Origin of the sequence: Mycobacterium sp., assembly GCF_035274705.1 — a bacterium.
GTDB lineage: Bacteria > Actinomycetota > Actinomycetes > Mycobacteriales > Mycobacteriaceae > Mycobacterium.
In genome coordinates, this window is the sequence record NZ_DATENY010000113.1 from 1 (window position 1) to 19554 (window position 19554).

Consider the following 19554-nt stretch of genomic DNA (forward strand, 5'->3'; position numbering starts at 1 on the left):
TCGAAGAGGACGTCCACCCGATCGACGTCCCCTATCCGGTGTTGTGGCGCAACCTGACTGACGTCGTCGCCCAAGTCCTTGAGGCACTCGGCGAAGATCCGCGGCTGGCACCCGCGCCGGTCCTGGAACGCCAGGCCGACCAGCGCTCCGATGAATGGGTGGACCGTTATCGCGCGGACGCCGAGAGGGAGGGACTACCGACATGACGACAGTCGAGACCAACTTCGACACCCTGCATGTCGACGAACTCCGGCTGCTCGAGGCCGAAGCGGTTCACATCATCCGCGAGGTGGTGGCCGAGCTGGAACGGCCCGTGCTGCTGTTCTCGGCAGGCAAGGACTCGATCGTGCTGCTGCGGCTGGCGGAGAAGGCATTTCGGCCGGCTGAGCTGCCCTTCCCCGTCATGCACGTCGACACCGGTCACAACTTCGATGAGGTCATCGAGTTTCGCGACCGCAGGGTCACCGGCCACGGCCACAAACTGATCGTGGCGTCGGTGCAGGAGTCGATCGACAGCGGTCGCGTGCCCGACCCCGGTCCAGGCGCCTCCCGCAATCGCCAGCAGACCCGCACTCTGCTCGACGCCTTGGAGGCGGGCGGATTCGATGCGGCCTTCGGCGGCGCCCGCCGCGACGAGGAGCGCGCCCGCGCCAAGGAACGCATCCTGAGCTTCCGCGATGAGTTCGGCCAATGGGACCCGCGTTCGCAGCGACCGGAGCCGTGGTCGTTATACAACGGCCGGATCAAGAAGGGCGAGCAGGTCCGGGTCTTCCCGCTGAGCAACTGGACCGAACTGGACGTCTGGCGCTACATCGAGCTGGAAAACCTTGAGCTGCCCTCGATTTACTTCGCTCACGAACGCGAGGTGTTCGAGCGCGACGGCATCCTGTTGGCGGTGTCGGACTACGCCTCGCCGACCAACGGCGAGACCGCCGCGGTCGAATGGGTGCGCTACCGCACGGTCGGTGACCTGACCATCACCGGCGCGGTCCGGTCCACCGCCACCGAGATCGAACAGGTGATCACCGAGATCTCCGCGGCCACCGTCTCCGAGCGCGGCGAAACCCGCGCTGACGACCGCACATCGGCGGCGGCCATGGAGGACCGCAAGCGCGAGGGATATTTCTGATGACCCGTCAGCTATTACGCATCACCACCGCAGGCTCCGTCGACGACGGCAAGAGCACGCTGATCGGCCGGCTGCTGCACGACACCGACAGCCTGCCGCTCGACCACCTCGAAGCGGTCACCGACGAGGAAGGCGTCGCCGACCTGGCCGCGCTGTCGGACGGTCTGCGCGCCGAACGGGAACAGGGCATCACCATCGACGTCGCGTACCGCTTCTTTTCCACCGACGCGCGCAGCTACATCCTCGCCGACACACCTGGCCACGAGCGCTATACCAGAAACATGTTCACCGGCGCGTCCAACGCCCATGTCGCTGTCTTGCTGGTCGACGCGCGCGCCGGCGTGTTGCGGCAGACGAACCGCCACGCGCGCATCGCAAAGCTGTTGGGCATCACGCATTTCGTCGCCACGATCAACAAGATCGACCTCGTCGACTTCGACCACGCGCGATTCACCGAAGTGGAGGACGAACTGCGTCAGCTCGCCGCCCGTCTCGGCGGACTCGACATCACGGTCATCCCGATCGCCGCGAAGCTCGGCGACAACGTCGTGCACCGATCCGACAACACGCCCTGGTACCACGGGCCCACCTTGCTCCAGTATCTGGAAGGCGTCGAACTGACTGCGCCACAACCAGAGCCGAACAAGCTGCGACTGCCGGTGCAGTGGGTGTCGCGCCCCACGGTCGATCAGCGCCGACGCTACACGGGCAGGCTCTCGGCGGGAACGCTCAAGGTTGGCGATCCGGTGCTGAGCCTGCCCTCGGGCACTCGGTCGACCGTGACTGTCGTGGATGCGCTCGACGACGACCGCACGACGGCCGTTGCACCGCTTAGCGTTTCGATCGAATTGGCCGACGACATCGACGTCGGGCGCGGGGACGTCTTCGTCAGCGACACCGACGATGCGTCGCTGCCCGTGCTGGCGCGCGAGCTCGATGCGACGGTGTGCTGGTTCCGCGACAGCCCATTGCGTGCCGGCGATCGGTTAGCCCTCAAGCAGGGCACACGAACCGTGCGTACCACCGTTCAGGCACTCCACAGCAGGCTCGATCCCGAAACCCTCGACGAGCTCGACAACCCGGTCGAGCTGGTACTCAATGACATCGGCTCGGTCACTCTGCGAACCAGCTCCATCGTCGTCGCTGACGCGTACGCCGACAACCGTGACAGCGGCGCGTTCATCCTCATCGATGAGACCACCAACGACACCGTCGGCGCCGGCATCATCACCGAGCCCCGCGAGGTCAAGCCCGGCGTGCAGACCCGCAACGACGTCCGCTGGCATCCTTCTTCACTGGACCGCGACTACCGCTGGACGGCCACAGGTCAGCGCGGGGCCACGATATGGTTCACCGGCTTGCCAGCATCAGGCAAGTCGACGATCGCGGTCGCGGTGGAGAGGGCGCTCGTCGAGTCCGGTGAGGTGGCCTACCTCCTGGACGGCGACAACATCCGGCACGGGTTGTCCGACGATCTCGGCTTCTCGGCGGGTGATCGAGCCGAAAACATCCGCCGCGTAGGGCATCTCACCCGTCTCTTCGCCGATGCCGGTGTAGTGGCGCTCGCGTCCCTGGTTTCTCCCTTGAAATCCGACCGTGAAATCGCTCGCGCGCTCAACAACGCGGCAAGGCTGCCGTTCATCGAGGTGTACGTGGCCACGCCACGCGAGGAATGCGAGAAGCGGGATCCCAAGGGGCTGTACGCGCGTGCCCGCGCCGGCGAGCTCAAAGGCCTCACCGGTGTCGATGCGCCCTACGAAGCGCCCGAGAACGCCGATCTGGTGCTCGACACCACCGGGGCCAACATCGACCAGCTCGTCAAGCAGGTGATCGACCAGCTGGACCAGCGTCGCGGCATCTAATTCACCTGGGCCACAACGAATATCCGGCGGAACGGAAAGAACGTCTTACCGTCGGCCCGCGTCGGGTAGGCCGCGTCAAGCATCGGAATCAGTTCGTGGCGGAACTGTTCCCACTGCTCGTCGGACAGGCGGCTCCTCACCGGTGTGAGCGCGGTCCCGGTGATCCACTCCAGGACGGGATGCTCACCGCCTAGTTCGTGGATGTACGTGGTCTCCCATGCGTCGACGCTGCAGCCGGCGTCGGTGAGCAGCCCCGCGTATCCCGACGGGGATTCGACCTGACCTTCACGAAACGGGAAGTCCGCCAACGGTTCCAACCATGGATCGCGCCGAGCGAGTTCGCGGACCGCCCGATGCGAAGGAGCATCGAAGTTCCCCGGCACCTGCACCGCGATCCACGAGCCGGACACCAACTGGTCCGCCCAGCGCAACAACAGTTCGGCGTGCTCGGGCACCCACTGCAGGGTGGCGTTGCTCACCACGACGTCGGTATCCGGTTGCGGTGTCCATGCCCGCACGTCGCCAACCCGGGCGTCGACGCCGCGTTCGCGGGCGGCCTTGACCATCTCCGCTGAGCTGTCCAACGCCTCGACGACGGCGTCGGGCCAGCGCTGCGCGAGGCTGACCGTGAGATTGCCGGGGCCGCAGCCAAGGTCGACGACCCGGCGCGGATTCTGTGCTCCGACGCGGGAGAGCAGGTCGAAGAACGGGCGGCCGCGATGGTCGGCAAAGGCCAGGTAGACGTCGGGGTTCCACATGACGCCAGTGTCGCACCCGCCATCAAACTCACAGCGGCTTGACAGCCGCGGCACAGGCTGGGGGCCAGCAAAGACCGGCACCGTAGGCGTGTGATTGCCCTCGTCGACGCATCCGCCGTAGCCGTCGACCCGGCCGCACCCACACACACCAGCCACTGGCCGCGGTGGGCGTTGGCTTCGCTACTGACGGCGACAGCTCTTCTGTATCTGTGGGACCTCTCGGCCAGTGGCTTCGGCAACACCTTCTACGCCGCCGCCGCCCAGGCCGGCTCACAGAGCTGGTCGGCATGGTTCTTCGGGTCGCTCGATGCCAACAACTTCATCACCGTCGACAAGCCACCCGCCTCCGTCTGGGTGACGGGATTGTCCATGCGGTTGTTCGGCGTGAACAGTTGGTCGGCGCTGGCACCACAAGCGCTCATGGGCGTAGCGGCGGTCGGCATGGTGTATGCCACAGTCCGGCGGACGTTCACCGATCCGACCGACGGCGCGGTCGCGGGCCTGCTGGCCGGCGCGGTGCTGGCATTCACACCCGCCGCGGCGTTGATGTTTCGGTTCAACAATCCCGACGCGCTGCTGGTGCTGCTGCTGACAGTGGCCGCGTATTGCCTGGCGCGTGCGGTGCAGTCCGCGTCGTGGCGGTGGCTGGTGCTGGTCGGCGTCGTGATGGGCGGCGCGTTCCTGACCAAGATGCTGCAGGGCTTCTTGGTGCTGCCGGCGTTCGGGCTGGCGTACGTGCTTCTCGCGCCGACGTCGTGGCTCAAACGCGCACTGCACCTGCTCGCCGCGGTGGCTGCATTGATCGTCGCGGCAGGCTGGTGGGTGTCGGCTGTGCAGCTTGTGCCTGCGAGCGCACGGCCCTACATCGGCGGTTCCGCCGACAACACAGTCCTCGATTTGGCGTTGGGCTACAACGGAATCAGCCGCATCCTGGGGCACCACCGCGAATCGCTCGGCGATTGGGGAGGTTCGGGTGCGCAGATGTTCGGCGGGCACGCCGGACTAGAACGGCTGTTCACCGGCGAGATGGGCAACGAGATCGCCTGGCTGTTGCCGGCGGCTTTGTTCGCAATCGCGTTCGGAATCCACCTGACACTGCGCCGGCAACTCGGCCGTATGCAGTTGTGCGGGTTGGTGATGTGGGGCGGCTGGCTCGCCGTGACCGGTGTGGTGTTCAGCTACATGGGCGGAATGGTCCACCCGTATTACACGGTCGCGCTGGCACCGTGTATCGCCGCGATGGTTGGCACAGGCGCGGTGTGGGCCTGGCAGCGCCGGACAATCTGGGACGGGCGCTTCGCGATGGCGGCGATGGTCGCGTTGGCGACGGTATCCGCCGTAGTGATATTGCACGGCAACCACTTTGGTCCATCGTGGATCGGTGGGTTGATCGGTGCAACGTCGGTCATCGCCGTCGTCGGAGTTCTGTGGCCGAGGCCAGGGATCGTCGCGGTCATCGTCGGAGTAGTGGCCGCGCTGGCCGGCACCATCGCGTTCTCCATCGCAACCGCATCAACGGCGCATCAGGGCTCGATCCCGTCCGCGATTCGGCCGACGAAGGTGACGGGCGCCTGGATGGGCGACGAGGGCACCAATGGTCAATTGGCCAGCCTGCTTGCGGCCACCCACACGCAGTGGTCGGCCGCCACGAACGGTTCGCAGTCTGCGGCTGCGCTCGAAATCGCGTCCGGCACGTCGGTGATGGCGATCGGCGGGTGGAGCGGGGATCCGGTACCCACATTGCAACAGTTCATCGACGATGTGCATGCCGGCAGGATTTCCTACTATGTCGAGGCGGGACGCCGCACGAATCATGGCGAGGTTGTGCGCAGCCCTCTCCATAGCGGGTCGCACACCCGCGAGATCGCCGAATGGGTTGCCCAGCACTATTCCGGCACAGTGATTGGCGAATCCACCGTTTACCGATTGGCCTGACTTCCCGGGTTACCATCGAATTGCCTTATCCCGGTGAGAAAGGCCGACAATGCCGTCCGATGCCGCTCCGGTAGATCCGCCGATCCCAGTTCCCGACGTTACCGGTGCCGACGCGAGCGCTCGTGGCCTGCCCCGCCGAATCGACCTCACGCTGCGGCAGCGGCTGATCGTCGATTCCTCAGCGGTTGCCGACATCGCGCTGCGCACCGCGATCGCGTCACTGGTCGGAGCGGCGATGCTGCCGCCGGTGATCACCGCGGCGCTGCGGCGTTCGGAATCCCGCACTGAGCGTGACCATCTGAAGTACTATGCGGAACTCGCCAAGGCGCAGGATCCCACCGTGTCGTTCCCGGCGCCCACGTCGGAACCGCGAATCTCGTCACGGCCGGCCAATCCCGTCGCTGAATGGATGGCCAAGGGCCGGGTGCACAACATCCGGTTCAACAGCAGCTTCGAAGCAGTCAACCCGGCGCTGCGCGGGCAGTGCCACGGATACCTGCGCAACAACATTGTGCGCGCACAGCATTGGGTGCACGACGACGGACCGCATCCGACCCTGTGCGTGATTCACGGCTTCATGGGCTCGCCGTACCTGTTCAACGGCCTGTTCTTTTCGCTACCATGGTTTTTCCGCTCGGGCTACGACGTCTTGCTGTACACCCTGCCGTTCCACGGACCTCGAGCCGAAAAAGGTTCACCGTTTTCCGGATACGGGTATTTCGCGCACGGGTTCGCCGGCTTCGCGGAGGCGATGGCACAGGCGGTGCACGACTTCCGTTCGCTCGTCGACTATCTGGAGTTCACCGGTGTCGACCGGGTTGCGCTGACGGGCATGTCGCTCGGCGGCTACACCTCGGCGCTCATCGCGTGTGTCGAGGACCGTATCCAGGCAGTGATTCCGAACGTTCCCGTCGTCACTCCGGAGAAGACCGCCGACGAATGGTTCCCCGCCAACCAGGTTGTGCGCTTGCGCAACATACTTGCCGATACGGATGACGAGCTGGCGACTGCGGCCTCCATGTACCACTCACCGCTGAACTACCCACCGCTGGTGCCCAAGGACCGCAGGCTGATCATCACCGGGCTGGGAGATCGGCTGGCGCCGCCACAACAGGCGGAGTTGTTGTGGGAGCACTGGGACCGATGCGCGTTCCACTGGTTCCCCGGCAACCACATCCTGCACGTAAGCCAGCCGGACTATTTGCGCCGGATGACCCGATTCATGCGCGGGTTCATGTTCGAATGAGTCGGTTCGTCGACAGCGGGCTGAGCGCGGTGAGCGCGGGCCCGTGCCGTCCCCGCAGCGGCGTCCGTAGGTCGTGGAAAGTGGGACTACTTCTTGATTGCGCTGACCAGGCTGATCTTGCCGCTCATGACGCCTGCATCGGAATCGGCCTCGGGAATGGGGCGGCCGGCCGAGTTGAGGTAGCTACTCAATGGCGTGGCGGTCGCATCCCAACCGCGTTCCGTTAACCACTGGTCGGCAGGAGCGTGCTGCTCGTTGTAGGTAAGCGTGAAGAAGTTGCTCCCATCGGCGGTTTCATACCCGCCGTCTTCGCGCCTGGCCGCGTACAGCTCTGCGTCAAGGGGCACGGTGTCCTCGACCGCGACGTGGCTGCCGGACGCCGCAAGCCCGTCAAAACCGGCGAACAGTTGGGCCTGGGCCGTGCCAGGCAGGTAGATCAGCAGCCCCTCGGCGATCCACGCCGACGGCTTGGATGCGTCGAAGTCGTTGTCGCGCAGAGCCTGTGGCCAGTCATCGCGTAGGTCGACGGCGATCTCGCGGCGCTCTGCCGACGGTGTGGCGCCGTGCTGACTCAGAACCTCCCGTTTGAATTCGAGTACCTGCGGCCGGTCGAGTTCGAAGACCACGGTCCCGTCCTGCCAATCGAGCCGGTATGCCCGCGAGTCAAGGCCCGCCGCGAGCATCACGATCTGGCGCACGCCTGCATCGGCTGCCGCGCGGAAATAGGTGTCGAAGTACTTGGTCCGCGCTCCCTGGTAGTTCACGAAGTACTTGCCGAACTCCGTCGTGGTAAGGGGAATATCGGTGGGCTTGCCGTCGAGCACTTCGGCCCACATGCCGCCAACGGCCCGGCAGAAGACCTCGGCATAGGGATCGACGGCAAGTGGAGACGGCTTCTGCGCCTCCAATGCTCGAGAGGCGGCGACGAACAACGCGGTCGCGCCGACGCTCGTATGGATGTCCCAGGAGTCGTTTTCAGTACGCACCTACGCGTTTATACGCCAACATCCTGACAGTCGAACGGTTGGCACACTCGACACATGACCCAACCGTGGAACATCAACATCCACTACGACGGCAAGATCGACACCTCCGTCGCACGCGACGCAAAATCCGCCCTAGACGTCGGCTGTGGAGACGGATTCCTAGCAGCACGGCTGGCGCGCCGCATACCGCATGTCGTGGCAATCGATATCGACGCGCCGGTATTGGAGCGGGCGCGCGAGCGCTTTCCCGATGCACCCGTCGCGTGGACGCACGGCGACTTCCTGACGGCAGGCGACGAGCTGGGCAGTTTCGATGCCGTGGTCTCCAACGCCAGCTTGCATCACTTCCCTGACACCGGGATCGCGCTGCGACGACTGCGCGACCGCGTGCAGCCTGGCGGAACCCTTGCGATTGTGACGTTTGCCCGACCCGGTTTGCGCGGATTACCTTGGGCCCTGGTCACATTAGTCGCCCGTGGAGTCGCGATCCGGCTGCGCGGGAAATGGGAACACAGCGCCCCGACGGTATGGCCGCCACGAGATACCGTCGCCTCGCTACATCGTCACGTACGCGCGGAGCTACCAGGTGCACAGTTGTCGCTACTGCTCTTGGGACGCGTGTTCATCCTCTGGCGCGCGCCGGCCACCTAGACCAGCGGACGGCCGGCGCGGATCCGCCGGTCGAGGTCCTTCAGCAGCACATTGAACGGGAACTGCCGGATGAACCGCGGCATCAGATGGTTCACCGTGCGCAACACGGCGATCAGCCGATCGAACCGGCGCTGCTTTGCAGCGTCCCACGGCAGCCGCATCTCCTCGCGGAACCGTTGCGGCAGAAAGCCCGTCGTGATCAACAGCGCAGCGGCTTCCGACCACCGCTGCAGCGGGCCAGGCAGCGTGACGCCACGCACCCTGGACGCGGCGATCGGATACAGATACTCCCGAACGGTGTCGTCGATGTGCACTTTGTCCACGGCGTCCTGCCAGTACCGGTCAAATGCGGCCCGGTCGGCGGGCCACATGTCCTCCGGCACTTGAAGAGTGGTGCCGAGTGCCATCCCCTCGCGATAGTGGCGCTCGGCAGACTCCTCGTCCATCTCCCCGACGAACGTCCGGTATACGTCGACCGCGCCCTTGTACAGGCACGCCCCCACCCAGAGCTGCAGATCCTTGTCGAATGCGTGGTACTTGACGGGGCTTTCGTCGGTCGAATACACCTGCGCGTGTGCGCGGTTCACCGCACGCCGGAACGCGGCCTTCTGTTGGTCAGTTCCGTTGGTGGCGACCGCGAGATAGGTGAAGGTGGTGCGGGCCCGCTTGATCGGGTGCCGGTCGACCCGTCCGCTTTCGACTCGGCTCTCCAGGACGCCGTAGCCGACGCCCGGCTGTGCCAACTGCATGATCACGTTCGCGGGCCCAGCCAGCAGTGCCACACCCATCAGGCCGTCACCGAAGTCTGCGCCTCGTCGTGAAGACGCTGGCAGCGTCGTCGCGGCCTCATTCACCGGACGTTCGACGATCGTCATTGACCCACCTGTCGATAAAAGTGAGAACGTCTGTTTCCAGATATATTGCACTTGTGCTGACCGCGGTGTCAAGATTGACGCGATGGCTCAAGTGCGGCCCTACCGCGGCGTCGAGGCGGCCGATCGGCTGTCCGACCGTCGCCGCCGGTTCCTCGAAGCGGGCCTGGACATCCTCGGATCGGAGACCGACCCCTCCGAACTGACGGTGCGGGGCATCTGCCGCCAGGCCGCGGTGTCATTGCGGTACTTCTACGAAAGCTTCACCGACAAGGACGATTTCGTCGCGCAGGTGTACGACTGGGTGATTGCCGACATCGCGGCCACCACGCAGGCGGCGGTGGCGGCCGCGCCTCCGAAGGAGCAGAGCACGGCCGGTATGGCCAACATCCTTCACGCCATCGCCGCCGATCCCCGCGTAGGACGCTTGTTGTTCAGCTCTCAGCTGTCCAATTCGGTTGTGCTGCGCAAGCGCGCGGAGTCCTTCGCGTTGATGGCGATGTTGACGTTCCAGCATGCGGGTGCGTTGGGGGCCCAAGGCAATGAGCGCACCAAAGCGTTCTCACACTTCGTGGTCGGCGGCGTGACCCAGACCATCACCGCGTGGCTGGCCGGCGACATCGACCTCGAACACGATCAACTTGTCGACCAGCTGGCGGCGATCATCGACAAGCTCGCGGATCCGAAACTCTCCAAGGGCTAGGGCAGCAACGGGATTCGCCACAGCGGCATGCCCGGGTCTAGAAGGTACAGCCGGGTTGCGGTCAACCGCAGAATGCGAAGCGCACCCGTGATCAGAACGACCGCCAGTGGCAGCTCACCGAGCCCGCCTGTCAACAACGACAGCCACCTGTCGCCGGGCGCTGCGGTCATCACGTCGAACCACGCGTCGCAGATCAGCAGGATGCCGCTGGTGAACGCGGTGAGGATCAGCAGCTGACGTTGCAGTAGGCCGAGCACGGCGGTGGTGGTCAGGAAGACCAGCAGGAGGATGTCGAATCCGACCCATGTTGTGGTCCAGTTGTGCGCAACGTACTTGTCGGGCAATGTGAGCGAGAGGTAAACGATCCAGGGGATCAGGCCGATCGACGCGCCGACCATCAGCACAATACGAATGCGGCGCAGTCTCGCGAGTGACGATGCGGGCAACAGCTCGCCAAGCGGGCGTTCCAGCCGCAAGATCAGCTCCCGGCGCTCGTCGGCGGACAGCGCCGCGATAGCGGCGTCCGACAGCGCCCCGTCGGTCACCTTCCGGCGGCCACCGGGGGCCGACGATCAGCCGCGGTCTTGGGCACTGTCTTGGTGTCGTTGTCGGTGAATTCCTTGGTCCAGCAGGCGAACTCGAGCGTGATGCCATCCGGGTCATGGAAGTAGAACGACCGCACATAGACGCCGGGATGCACCGTCGGGGAGACCTGCGCCTCGCTTTCGTCATGATTGAGCACCGGGCCGACGCGCACGCCCTTGTCCTTGAGCCGCTGCCGGTACTCGTCGAACTTCTCCGCAGGCACGTGGAAGGCGAGGTGGTTCATCGTGCTCACCGCGCTGACGATGTCGCCGATGCCGGGAATCGCTTCCGGCGACGAGATACCCGCAACGCGGTCCGGCGCCTCGGCGAACCAGAAGAACGCGACGCAGTCGCCGTTGCCCGCGTCGAAGAAGAAGTGTTGGCCCATGCCGCTCGGCAGGTCGAGCGACTTGATCAGCGGCATGCCAAGGACATTGCTGTAGAAGTCGACGGTGCGCTGCATGTCCGAGCAGACCAGCGCGACGTGGTTGATGCCGCCGAGTTCGAACTCGGAATTGGGGTTGTTCGGCTTGATCATCTGGCATCTCCTCTAGCCAAGCTCGAAATCTGAATCTAACATCAGGTTCAGTTTCAATCAACGGCCGAGGAGCTTCGTGACGGTCAGTCCCCGCGAGCAGTTGCCCACTCTGCGCGGACGGCAAACGCAGGCCGCGATCGACGCGGCGGCCCGAGGGGTGGTTGCACGCAAGGGCATTCTGGCAACGACGATTTCGGACATCGCCGCCGAAGCCGGCAGGTCTACCGCATCGTTCTACAACTACTACGACTCCAAGGAAGCGATGGTCCGCGAGTGGGCCGTACGATTCCGTGACGAGGCTCGTGAACGTTCACGGGCCGCCGAGGAACCTGGCCTGACGAGCTGGGAGCGCTCGTATCAGGCCGCGGCCGCGCACTGGACCACCTACCGCCACCGGCTGGCGGAGATGATCAGCGTGTCGCAGCTGGCGATGGTGAGCGACGATTTCGCCGAGTACTGGAGCGATATCTGCTCGGTCCCGATCGGACTGATCACCGGCATGGTCAAACACGCTCAGAACCAAGGACTTTCTCCTGTCGACGACGATCCGCACCTGGTCGCCGTCGCGATGGTGTCGATGCTCAACCAGTTCTGCTACACCCAACTGTCCGAAAACAAAGCGGATTTCGTGGACGACGAAGCGTGCATCACCACGCTTGCCAACTTCTTTTACAGGACGATCTATCCCAAGGAGGCCGGGCTGAAATGAGCAGACCACCGGCAGCATCCGGCGCACCCGGAGTCACCCGCGAGTTCGTCGGAATGGATTCACCGACGGCGCGCAGGGCAGGATCAGGCGGGCACCCCTGCCAGGGGCTCTACCACCGCGGAGTGGGTCGCAAGCCCAAGGTCGCGATCATCGCCACGCACTACCAGATCGATTTCTCCGAGCATTACCTTGCCGACTACATCGCCACCCGCGGCATCGGATTCCTTGGCTGGAACACCCGCTATCGGGGATACGAGAGCAGTTTTCTGCTCGACCACGCGCTCGTCGACATCGGCGTCGGCGTGCGTTGGCTGCGCGAAGTTCAAAATGTGGAAATCGTGGTGCTACTGGGCAATTCCGGCGGTGGGTCGCTGATGGGTGCCTACCAAGCGCAGGCCGTCGACCCACACGTCACTCCGCTGGAAGGCATGCGCCCGGCGGCCGGGCTCAACGACCTGCCGCCGGCCGACGGCTATATCGCCAGCGCGGCCCATCCCGGACGGCCCGACGTGCTCACGGCCTGGATGGACCCCTCCATCGTCGACGAAAACGACGCCATTGCAACCAATCCCGACCTCGACCTGTTCAACAAGCAGAACGGGCCGCCCTACTCCCCCGACTTCCTCAAGCGCTACCGCTCGGCGCAGCTTGCCCGCAACCACGCCATCACCGATTGGGCCGAGACCGAACTCAAGCGGGTACACGCTGCCGGCTTCTCGGATCGCCCATTCACTGTGCTGCGTACCTGGGCCGATCCCCGGATGGTCGACCCGACGCTGGAGCCGACGAAGCGTCCGGCCAACATGTGTTACGCCGGCTTGCCGGCCAAGGCGAACCGCTCCGCGCACGGCATCGCGGCGGCGTGCACCCTGCGCAACTGGCTGGGGATGTGGAGTCTGCGGCATGCACAGACCCGCGCCGAGCCCCACCTCGCGCGCGTCGAATGTCCCGCTCTGGTCATCAACGCCGAACAGGACACCGGCGTCTACCCCTCGGATGCGCAGCGCATCTACGACGCGCTGGCCAGCACCGACAAATCCCAGTGCTCTGTCGACACCGACCACTACTTCACCACCCCCGGTGCGCGCAGCGAGCAAGCCGATACCATCGCGAAGTGGATCGCGAAGCGGTGGCGCTAAGAGTCCTTGCGCATTTCACTCCCGGCGACAAGGTAGCCGAATTCCTTGCACCAGAGACGAATTGGCTCGACATTCGGTACTGCGCCGAGGACGACAACGACACGTTCTACCGCGAGCTGCCCGACGCAGACGTGGTCTGGCACGTGTTGAGGCCCCTCTCTGGTGACGATCTCGAGAACGCGCCGAAGTTGCGGCTGGTGCACAAGATGGGTGCCGGGGTGAACACCATCGACGTCGACACCGCCACCCGACTGGGTATCGCCGTGGCGAATATGCCTGGCGCAAACGCGGCCTCGGTCGCCGAGGGCACGGTGTTGTTGATGCTCGCGGCGTTGCGTCGACTGCCCGCCTTGGACCGGCTGACCCGCGAAGGCAAGGGCTGGCCGTCGGACCCGAGCCTGGGCGAGACGGTGCGCGACATCGGCGGCTGCACGGTCGGGCTGGTCGGCTACGGCAACATCGCCAAGAGTGTGGAAAAGTTCGTGGCTTCGATGGGAGCCCGTGTGCTGCACACCAGCACACGCGACGACGGCCTTTCCGGCTGGCGGCCGCTGCCCGAGCTGCTCGCCGAAAGCGACATCGTCTCCCTGCACCTGCCGCTGACCGAACAGACCGCGCGCATGTTGGACAGCCCGGCGCTGGCCCTCATGAAAGCGGACGCAGTGCTCGTCAACACCTCGCGCGGCGGGGTGGTGGACGAGGATGCGCTCGTCGACGCGCTGCGTAATGGAGGGCTGGCCGCCGCAGGTCTGGACGTGTTCGCCGTCGAACCCGTATCGGCCGACAATCCCCTGCTCACACTGAACAATGTGGTGCTGACGCCGCACGTCACCTGGTACACCGCCGACACGATGCGCCGCTACCTCGAACACGCCGTCGAGAACTGTCGCCGGATCCGGGACAAGCGGGATCTGGCGAATGTCGTGAACGGTATCGTGGTTCCCAACCGACCGGTTAATAGGGAGACCCCGCCACAATGAGGTGCAAGTATGCCCATCGCAATCACTCCTGAGCACAACGACCTGGCCGATTCGGTGCGGTCGCTGGTGGCGCGCGTGGCGCCGTCGGACGTTCTGCACGAAGCCCTCGAGACCCCGATTCCCAATCCCCCGCCGTATTGGAAGGCCGCGGCCGACCAGGGCTTGCAGGGCGTACACCTAGCGGAATCGGTTGGCGGACAAGGCTTTGGCATCCTGGAACTGGCGATCGTCATCGCCGAGTTCGGCTACGGCGCCGTGCCCGGCCCTTTCGTCCCTTCGGCGATCGCGAGCGCTTTGATCTCGGCGCACGATCCCGACGCCAAGCTGCTCAACGACCTGGCGTCCGGCGAGGTGATCGCCGCCTATGCCATCGATTCGGGCCTGACCGCCACGCGGCACGGTGACGGCCTGGTCATCCGGGGCGAGGTACGGGCCGTGCCGGCGGCCGCGCAGGCGTCGGTGCTCGTGCTGCCGGTCGCCATCGACAGTGGCGAAGAGTGGGTGGTGCTCGACGCCGATCAGCTGGAGATAGAGCCCGTCCAGAGCCTCGACCCGCTGCGGCCGCTGGCCGACGTGCGCGCCAACGCCGTCGAGGTCGGCGACGACCGCGTGCTGTCCAACCTGAGCCGGACGCTGGCGCGGGCGCTGATGTCGACGCTGCTGTCCGCGGAATCGATCGGTGTCGCACGCTGGGCGACCGATACCGCGTCGGCGTACGCGAAGATCCGCGAACAGTTCGGCCGGCCGATCGGCCAGTTCCAGGCCATCAAGCACAAGTGCGCCGAGATGATCGCCGACACCGAGCGGGCCACCGCGGCTGCGTGGGACGCGGCCCGCGCGATCGACGAGCATCGCGAAACCGGCTCGAAAGAAACCGCTTACGAGTTCGCCGCGGCCGTCGCCGCGACGTTGGCACCCGCCGCCGCACAACGCTGTGCGCAGGACTGCATCCAGGTGCACGGCGGCATCGGCTTCACCTGGGAGCACGACACCAACGTCTACTACCGCCGCGCGATCGTGCTTGCGGCCTGCTTCGGCCGCCATGCGGACTACCCACAGCAGGTGGTCGACATAGCGACTCACAGCGGAATGCGGCCGATCAACATCGATCTCGACCCGGAGACCGAGAAGCTGCGGGACGAGATCCGCGCGGAAGTCGCAGGGCTCAAAGCGATTCCACGTGAAGAGCGCAACGTCGCGATCGCCGAGGGCGGTTGGGCGATGCCCCACTTACCCAAGCCGTGGGGTCGCGGGTCGAGTCCGATCGAGCAGATCATCATCGCCCAGGAGTTCGACACCGGCCGGGTCCGCCGCCAGGCGATGGGCATCGCGGCATGGCTTATCCCGTCGGTCGTCGCGTTCGGCACCGAGGAGCAGAAGCAGCGCTTCCTGCCGCCGACGTTCCGCGGCGAGATGATTTGGTGCCAGCTGTTTTCCGAGCCGGGCGCCGGTTCGGACCTGGCCAGCCTGACCACCAAGGCCACCAAGGTAGACGGCGGCTGGCGCATCACCGGCCAGAAGATCTGGACCACCGGCGCACAGGTGTCGCATTGGGGGATGCTGCTGGCCCGGACGGACTCGAACGCCCCGAAACACAATGGCATCACCTACTTCCTGCTCGATATGGCCAGCGACGGCGTCGAGGTGAAGCCGCTGCGGGAACTGACCGGCAACGCAATGTTCAACACCGTGTTCATCGACGACGTGTTCGTGCCCGACGACCTGGTGCTCGGTGAAGTCAATCGCGGCTGGGAAGTCAGCCGCACCACGTTGACCGCAGAGCGGGTGTCGATCGGCAGCAGCGAGCCGCCGTTCCTGGCCAACCTGGACGGCTTCGTGGAGTTCCTGCGCGACGGCCACTTCGACCAGATCGGGCAGAACCGCGCCGGCAAGCTGATCGCCGAGGGCCACGCCGCGAAGGTGCTCAACATGCGGTCGACCCTGCTGACGCTGGCCGGCGGTGACCCAATGCCGGCGGCCGCGATCTCCAAGCTGCTGTCGATGCGCACCGGCCAGGGCTACGCGGAATTCGCGGTTTCCTCGTTCGGCACCGACGGCGCGATCGGCGATCCCGAACAGCTGCCGGGCAAGTGGGCACAGATGCTACTGGCCAGCCGCGCCACTACGATTTACGGCGGCACGTCTGAGGTACAGCTCAACATCATCGCCGAGCGGCTGCTGGGACTGCCTCGCGATCCGTAAGAGGGAGGACGGGCCCCACGACCGGTAGCGACCGTGGGGTCACGCTGCGCCTGTTGCGGCACTTCTAGGCGCCTATCCCGAAATCACCCTGGAGCCAAGGGAATTCGACTTTCCCGATCCGACGGCGGGTTTGGCCGACGGCACCACGGAAGTAGCGATCATCCGGCCGTCGGTGGACGGGTGTGCAAATGCAGGTCGTGCAGACAGGGCTGAGCCATAAGCACGGCGCCCGGGTGATGCGCCGAATGCACCCCCTGATTGATCAATCGCGAACCGGCGACCTATCCGTCCGAAGTGAGCTCGACCATGCCCCGGCTCGGTGAGGTCATTGGCGATGCGACGCACTGTCGGCTTCGGAATGCCCGTTCGAACGACCAGCGACACCGCCTACGTGCGGTTTTCAGATGCGGTTGCCAAGTTGCTGACCGGGGCGTCAATAGGGGTCTACGATCGAAATAGTCGATAGCCCCACGCCGTTGGGATTGATTATGAGCATCATCGGACGATTCACCGTGCGTCTTGCAATGTCCGCAGCGGCCGTGCTCATCCTGGTCATCGCGCCGGCCGCTCTCTTCACGGGAACGGCCCCGCAGGCGACAGCCCAACCTTGCTACAACGGCGTGATACCGGGAGCACCCTTCATCCCGAGCTGTACGCTTCCTGGGCCCCAAAGCCCCAGGGTCCGTGGATCAGCGCCTGACGCAACCGCGATCATCGCCTGCCGTAATCTGCCAGGCTGTCTGTCCTGGTACGTCAACGGTCCTTAATGGTTTCGGCATCCCTGCACTGGAAATCCGAAAGACATGACACACGACGTTGAGAAGCGGTTCGACCGACCGGGAACATTTCACGAGGCCGCACTGTATGTAGGCGCAGTGGTGGCGGTGGCGGGCGTCGTATTCGCGGTATATGCATTCACCGCGCGCGATTCAGTCGTGGCTGCGTCGCTCGTTCCGGCGATCCTGCTCGCCGGTGGAATAGGCGCGTTTGTCAAGACCTATCGGGTATGGAAGGAACAGGGCGCGTGGCCGGCATGGCAGGGTGCGGGCTGGTTCTTGCTGACATTGATGCTGGTGTGCCTGTCGATTCCAGCGGCGGCGATTCACGCCTCGTTGAGCTGAAACGCGAACGGAGTCTTCGCGGTAAGTCCCGCACGTGGTCCGGTGATACGAACGCGAGATAGAGCACAGACATCGATGGCGTGAAGAAGCCGACGGCCATCGTCAGCATGATCGAGTGACAACTCTACGGCGATGGCAACCCATGTGGCGATATTGATAAGCAGTGCGTTTGTCGATAAACCATTGCGGGACAGGAACAATCAGCATGTCTCCGAGACGGAGGGCATACGAGACGGGTCACTCCGGGATATGCAAGCCTCAGGACCGCCCGACGAAGTAGGACGCCTGTCTTCAAAGGTGAATATTGCACGTACGGCTGTTACATGCCATCGATCCACAACCGTGAGTGCAACCTGCAGGCGACGCTACGCCGCCACCAAATACACTACTGCACAATCGATTTCGAGATCCGGGCGTTGCGGTTGTGCCTACCGCCCCTAGCCTTGTTCCACTTCCATCTCGCGCAGCTCACGCTTCAACACCTTGCCGGTCGGATTGCGCGGCAGCTCGTCGAGGAAGACCACCTCGCGCGGGACCTTGTAGCGCGCCAGGTGCTCTTTGACGTAGGACTTGATGTCCTCCTCGCCGATGCTGGCGCCGTCGGTCTTGACCACGAACGCGCGTAGCCGGTGTCCCCACTCCTTGTCCTCCACGCCAAGGGCGGTGGCCTCGACGACCTCGGGGTGGCCGCTGATCAAGTCTTCGACCTCGGCGGGGAATACATTTTCGCCACCGGACACGATCATTTCGTCGTCGCGCCCACTGACGTAGAGCAAGTCGTTCTCATCGAAGTAGCCGACGTCTCCGGACGACATCAGCCCGTCGATGATCTGCTTGTGGCCGCCGCCGGTGTACCCCTCGAACGGGAAGGTGTTGCCGACGAAGATCCGGCCGACCTCGCCCTGCGGAAGCTCGTTGCCATTGTCGTCGAGGATCTTTACCTTCACGCCCTTGACCACCGGTCCCACCGTCGCGGGGTTCTTCTCCAAATCCTCGGGTCTGGCGATGGTGGCGAACGCGATTTCCGTTGAGCCGTAAAGGTTGTAGACGACCGGCCCTAGGTCCTTGAACGTGCGCTGTGCCAACTCCGCACCGAGCTGCGATCCGGACACGAACACGATCCGCAGCGACGACAGGTCCGGCTTGGTGTCCATCTTCTCCAGCGCGTCGAGCATCCGGGACAGCATCACCGGGACGACGACCACGGCAGTCACCTTGTGCTTCTCGATGTCTTCGAACACCGTCGGCGGCTTGAAGCGTCGCCGTAGCACCAGCGTGTCGCCCAGGATCATGGCGATGGTGGCGTGCAGATAGCCCAGTGCGTGAAACATCGGCGCCGGCAGCGACGTCACCTCGCCCGCCTTGAACGGCACGTGCGACAGGATCCCGCCGATCGGGGCGAGCGACGGTGGCGTGCTGCGGTTGGCGCCCTTCGGGGTTCCGGTGGTGCCGCTGGTCAGAATGATGATCGACGAATGCTTCGTCACCTTGGGTGCGGGCTTGCCGCTGCTGCGCGCGACCAGGTCTTCCAGTGTCTCGTCGGTGCTGGGCGAGTCCTCTTTGTCGGGGTTGGTGCCCAACGCGCGCAGCTTGCCCAGCGGTGTATCCGCCTTGGACACCGCATCGAAGTACTCGTCGTCGTAGATGATCAGCTTGGCGCCCTCGCGCTCGGCGACCTCTTTGATCTGCGGTCCGGAGAACTCGCTGTTGAGCAGGATGATGCGGGCACCGGTGCGCGCGGCGCCGTAGGCCGCGATCAAGAACCACCGGTGGTTGCGGGCAAGGATCGCGACACCGTCACCACCCTTGACCCCTTTGTCCAACAGCCCGTTGGCAACCTCGTGGGCGGCCTCGTCGAGTTCCTTGAATGTGATTTCGCCGAAGTCGTCGATGATCGCGGTGCGGTTGGGCGTCCGGCGTGCGTTGAGCGCCGGGATCATGCCGAATTCACCCCAGCGGCGGATGTCGGCGACCATCGCGGCGACATTCTGCGGCGGCTCGATCTTGAACGCGCCGGCCTCCAGCATCTTCAGGGCGTAGTGCAGTTCGGCTGAGCCGCGTTCGGCGAGCTGCTGGATTTTGCCGACTGCCTGCAACGGAAGATCAGTTAGCTTGGGCATAACCTCACCATATGTGAC

At 64.8% G+C, this 19554-nt stretch carries 18 protein-coding genes; 12 read left to right on the plus strand and 6 right to left on the minus strand.

All coding sequences use genetic code 11. The features are described from left to right. The 3 genes from VJV41_RS23695 to cysC all read left to right on the plus strand — a co-directional run. Positions 1–206: Stf0 family sulfotransferase (locus VJV41_RS23695; protein WP_325337838.1), on the plus strand; the 206-nt coding region annotated here is incomplete at its 5' end. Next, positions 203–1129 carry a sulfate adenylyltransferase subunit CysD gene (cysD, locus tag VJV41_RS23700; protein ID WP_325337840.1) on the plus strand — a complete coding sequence of 309 codons (927 nt, stop codon included), beginning with the start codon at positions 203–205 and terminating at the stop codon, positions 1127–1129. The genes VJV41_RS23695 and cysD, both read left to right, overlap by 4 nt. Next, the gene (gene cysC / locus VJV41_RS23705) at positions 1129–2991 is read left to right on the plus strand and encodes an adenylyl-sulfate kinase (protein WP_325337842.1); all 1863 of its coding nucleotides are present in this window, start codon (positions 1129–1131) and stop codon (positions 2989–2991) included. The genes cysD and cysC overlap by 1 nt, the downstream gene beginning before the upstream one ends. Here the strand turns inward: cysC and VJV41_RS23710 are convergent. Beyond that, positions 2988–3749 (minus strand): trans-aconitate 2-methyltransferase, encoded by a 762-nt coding sequence (locus VJV41_RS23710; RefSeq protein ID WP_325337843.1) that lies wholly within the window; start codon positions 3747–3749, stop codon positions 2988–2990. The two genes, cysC and VJV41_RS23710, sit on opposite strands and share 4 nt — an antisense overlap. A gap of 90 nt (positions 3750–3839) precedes the next feature. Between VJV41_RS23710 and VJV41_RS23715 the strand changes: the two genes are divergently transcribed. Continuing rightward, entirely contained in the window at positions 3840–5684 is a 1845-nt protein-coding gene (locus VJV41_RS23715) for a glycosyltransferase family 39 protein (protein WP_414685035.1), read from the plus strand. A gap of 49 nt (positions 5685–5733) precedes the next feature. Continuing rightward, a complete protein-coding gene (locus VJV41_RS23720) occupies positions 5734–6930 on the plus strand; it encodes an alpha/beta hydrolase family protein (RefSeq protein WP_325337845.1) in 1197 nt (398 codons plus the stop codon). 86 nt (positions 6931–7016) lie between these two features. Here the strand turns inward: VJV41_RS23720 and VJV41_RS23725 are convergent, their stop codons facing one another. Then, on the minus strand, positions 7017–7916 hold the full coding sequence (locus tag VJV41_RS23725; protein ID WP_325337847.1) for a class I SAM-dependent methyltransferase: 900 nt from the start codon (positions 7914–7916) through the stop codon (positions 7017–7019). A gap of 54 nt (positions 7917–7970) precedes the next feature. On the opposite strand from VJV41_RS23725, the gene VJV41_RS23730 reads away from it, so the two are divergent. Then, entirely contained in the window at positions 7971–8567 is a 597-nt protein-coding gene (locus VJV41_RS23730) for a class I SAM-dependent methyltransferase (RefSeq protein WP_325337849.1), read from the plus strand. Here the strand turns inward: VJV41_RS23730 and VJV41_RS23735 are convergent. Next, positions 8564–9442 (minus strand): oxygenase MpaB family protein, encoded by an 879-nt coding sequence (locus VJV41_RS23735; RefSeq protein WP_325337851.1) that lies wholly within the window; start codon positions 9440–9442, stop codon positions 8564–8566. The two genes, VJV41_RS23730 and VJV41_RS23735, sit on opposite strands and share 4 nt — an antisense overlap. Before the next feature lie 82 nt (positions 9443–9524). On the opposite strand from VJV41_RS23735, the gene VJV41_RS23740 reads away from it, so the two are divergent. Beyond that, positions 9525–10142: a TetR/AcrR family transcriptional regulator gene (locus VJV41_RS23740; protein WP_325337853.1), complete on the plus strand. Its 618-nt coding sequence runs from the start codon at positions 9525–9527 to the stop codon at positions 10140–10142. Here the strand turns inward: VJV41_RS23740 and VJV41_RS23745 are convergent. Then, positions 10139–10687, minus strand: coding sequence for a hypothetical protein (locus VJV41_RS23745; RefSeq protein ID WP_325337855.1), 549 nt, complete (start codon positions 10685–10687; stop codon positions 10139–10141). The genes VJV41_RS23740 and VJV41_RS23745 overlap by 4 nt on opposite strands. After that, a complete protein-coding gene (locus VJV41_RS23750) occupies positions 10684–11265 on the minus strand; it encodes a VOC family protein (protein WP_325337857.1) in 582 nt (193 codons plus the stop codon). The genes VJV41_RS23745 and VJV41_RS23750 overlap by 4 nt, the downstream gene beginning before the upstream one ends. A gap of 76 nt (positions 11266–11341) precedes the next feature. On the opposite strand from VJV41_RS23750, the gene VJV41_RS23755 reads away from it, so the two are divergent. From VJV41_RS23755 to VJV41_RS23775, 5 genes are all read left to right on the plus strand, one after another. Continuing rightward, on the plus strand, positions 11342–11974 hold the full coding sequence (locus tag VJV41_RS23755) for a TetR/AcrR family transcriptional regulator (protein ID WP_325337859.1): 633 nt from the start codon (positions 11342–11344) through the stop codon (positions 11972–11974). Beyond that, positions 11971–13113: an alpha/beta hydrolase gene (locus VJV41_RS23760; protein ID WP_325337861.1), complete on the plus strand. Its 1143-nt coding sequence runs from the start codon at positions 11971–11973 to the stop codon at positions 13111–13113. The genes VJV41_RS23755 and VJV41_RS23760 overlap by 4 nt, the downstream gene beginning before the upstream one ends. Beyond that, positions 13089–14093, plus strand: a complete 1005-nt coding sequence (locus VJV41_RS23765) for a 2-hydroxyacid dehydrogenase (RefSeq protein ID WP_325337863.1) — start codon at positions 13089–13091, stop codon at positions 14091–14093. The genes VJV41_RS23760 and VJV41_RS23765 overlap by 25 nt, the downstream gene beginning before the upstream one ends. Before the next feature lie 9 nt (positions 14094–14102). Continuing rightward, positions 14103–16295 carry an acyl-CoA dehydrogenase gene (locus tag VJV41_RS23770; protein ID WP_325337864.1) on the plus strand — a complete coding sequence of 731 codons (2193 nt, stop codon included), beginning with the start codon at positions 14103–14105 and terminating at the stop codon, positions 16293–16295. A gap of 803 nt (positions 16296–17098) precedes the next feature. Beyond that, positions 17099–17416, plus strand: a complete 318-nt coding sequence (locus VJV41_RS23775) for a hypothetical protein (protein WP_325337866.1) — start codon at positions 17099–17101, stop codon at positions 17414–17416. A 437-nt stretch (positions 17417–17853) separates the two neighbouring features. Here the strand turns inward: VJV41_RS23775 and fadD2 are convergent, their stop codons facing one another. Further along, the gene (gene fadD2 / locus VJV41_RS23780; RefSeq protein WP_325337868.1) at positions 17854–19536 is read right to left on the minus strand and encodes a long-chain-fatty-acid--CoA ligase FadD2; all 1683 of its coding nucleotides are present in this window, start codon (positions 19534–19536) and stop codon (positions 17854–17856) included. Positions 19537–19554 lie beyond the last annotated feature (18 nt).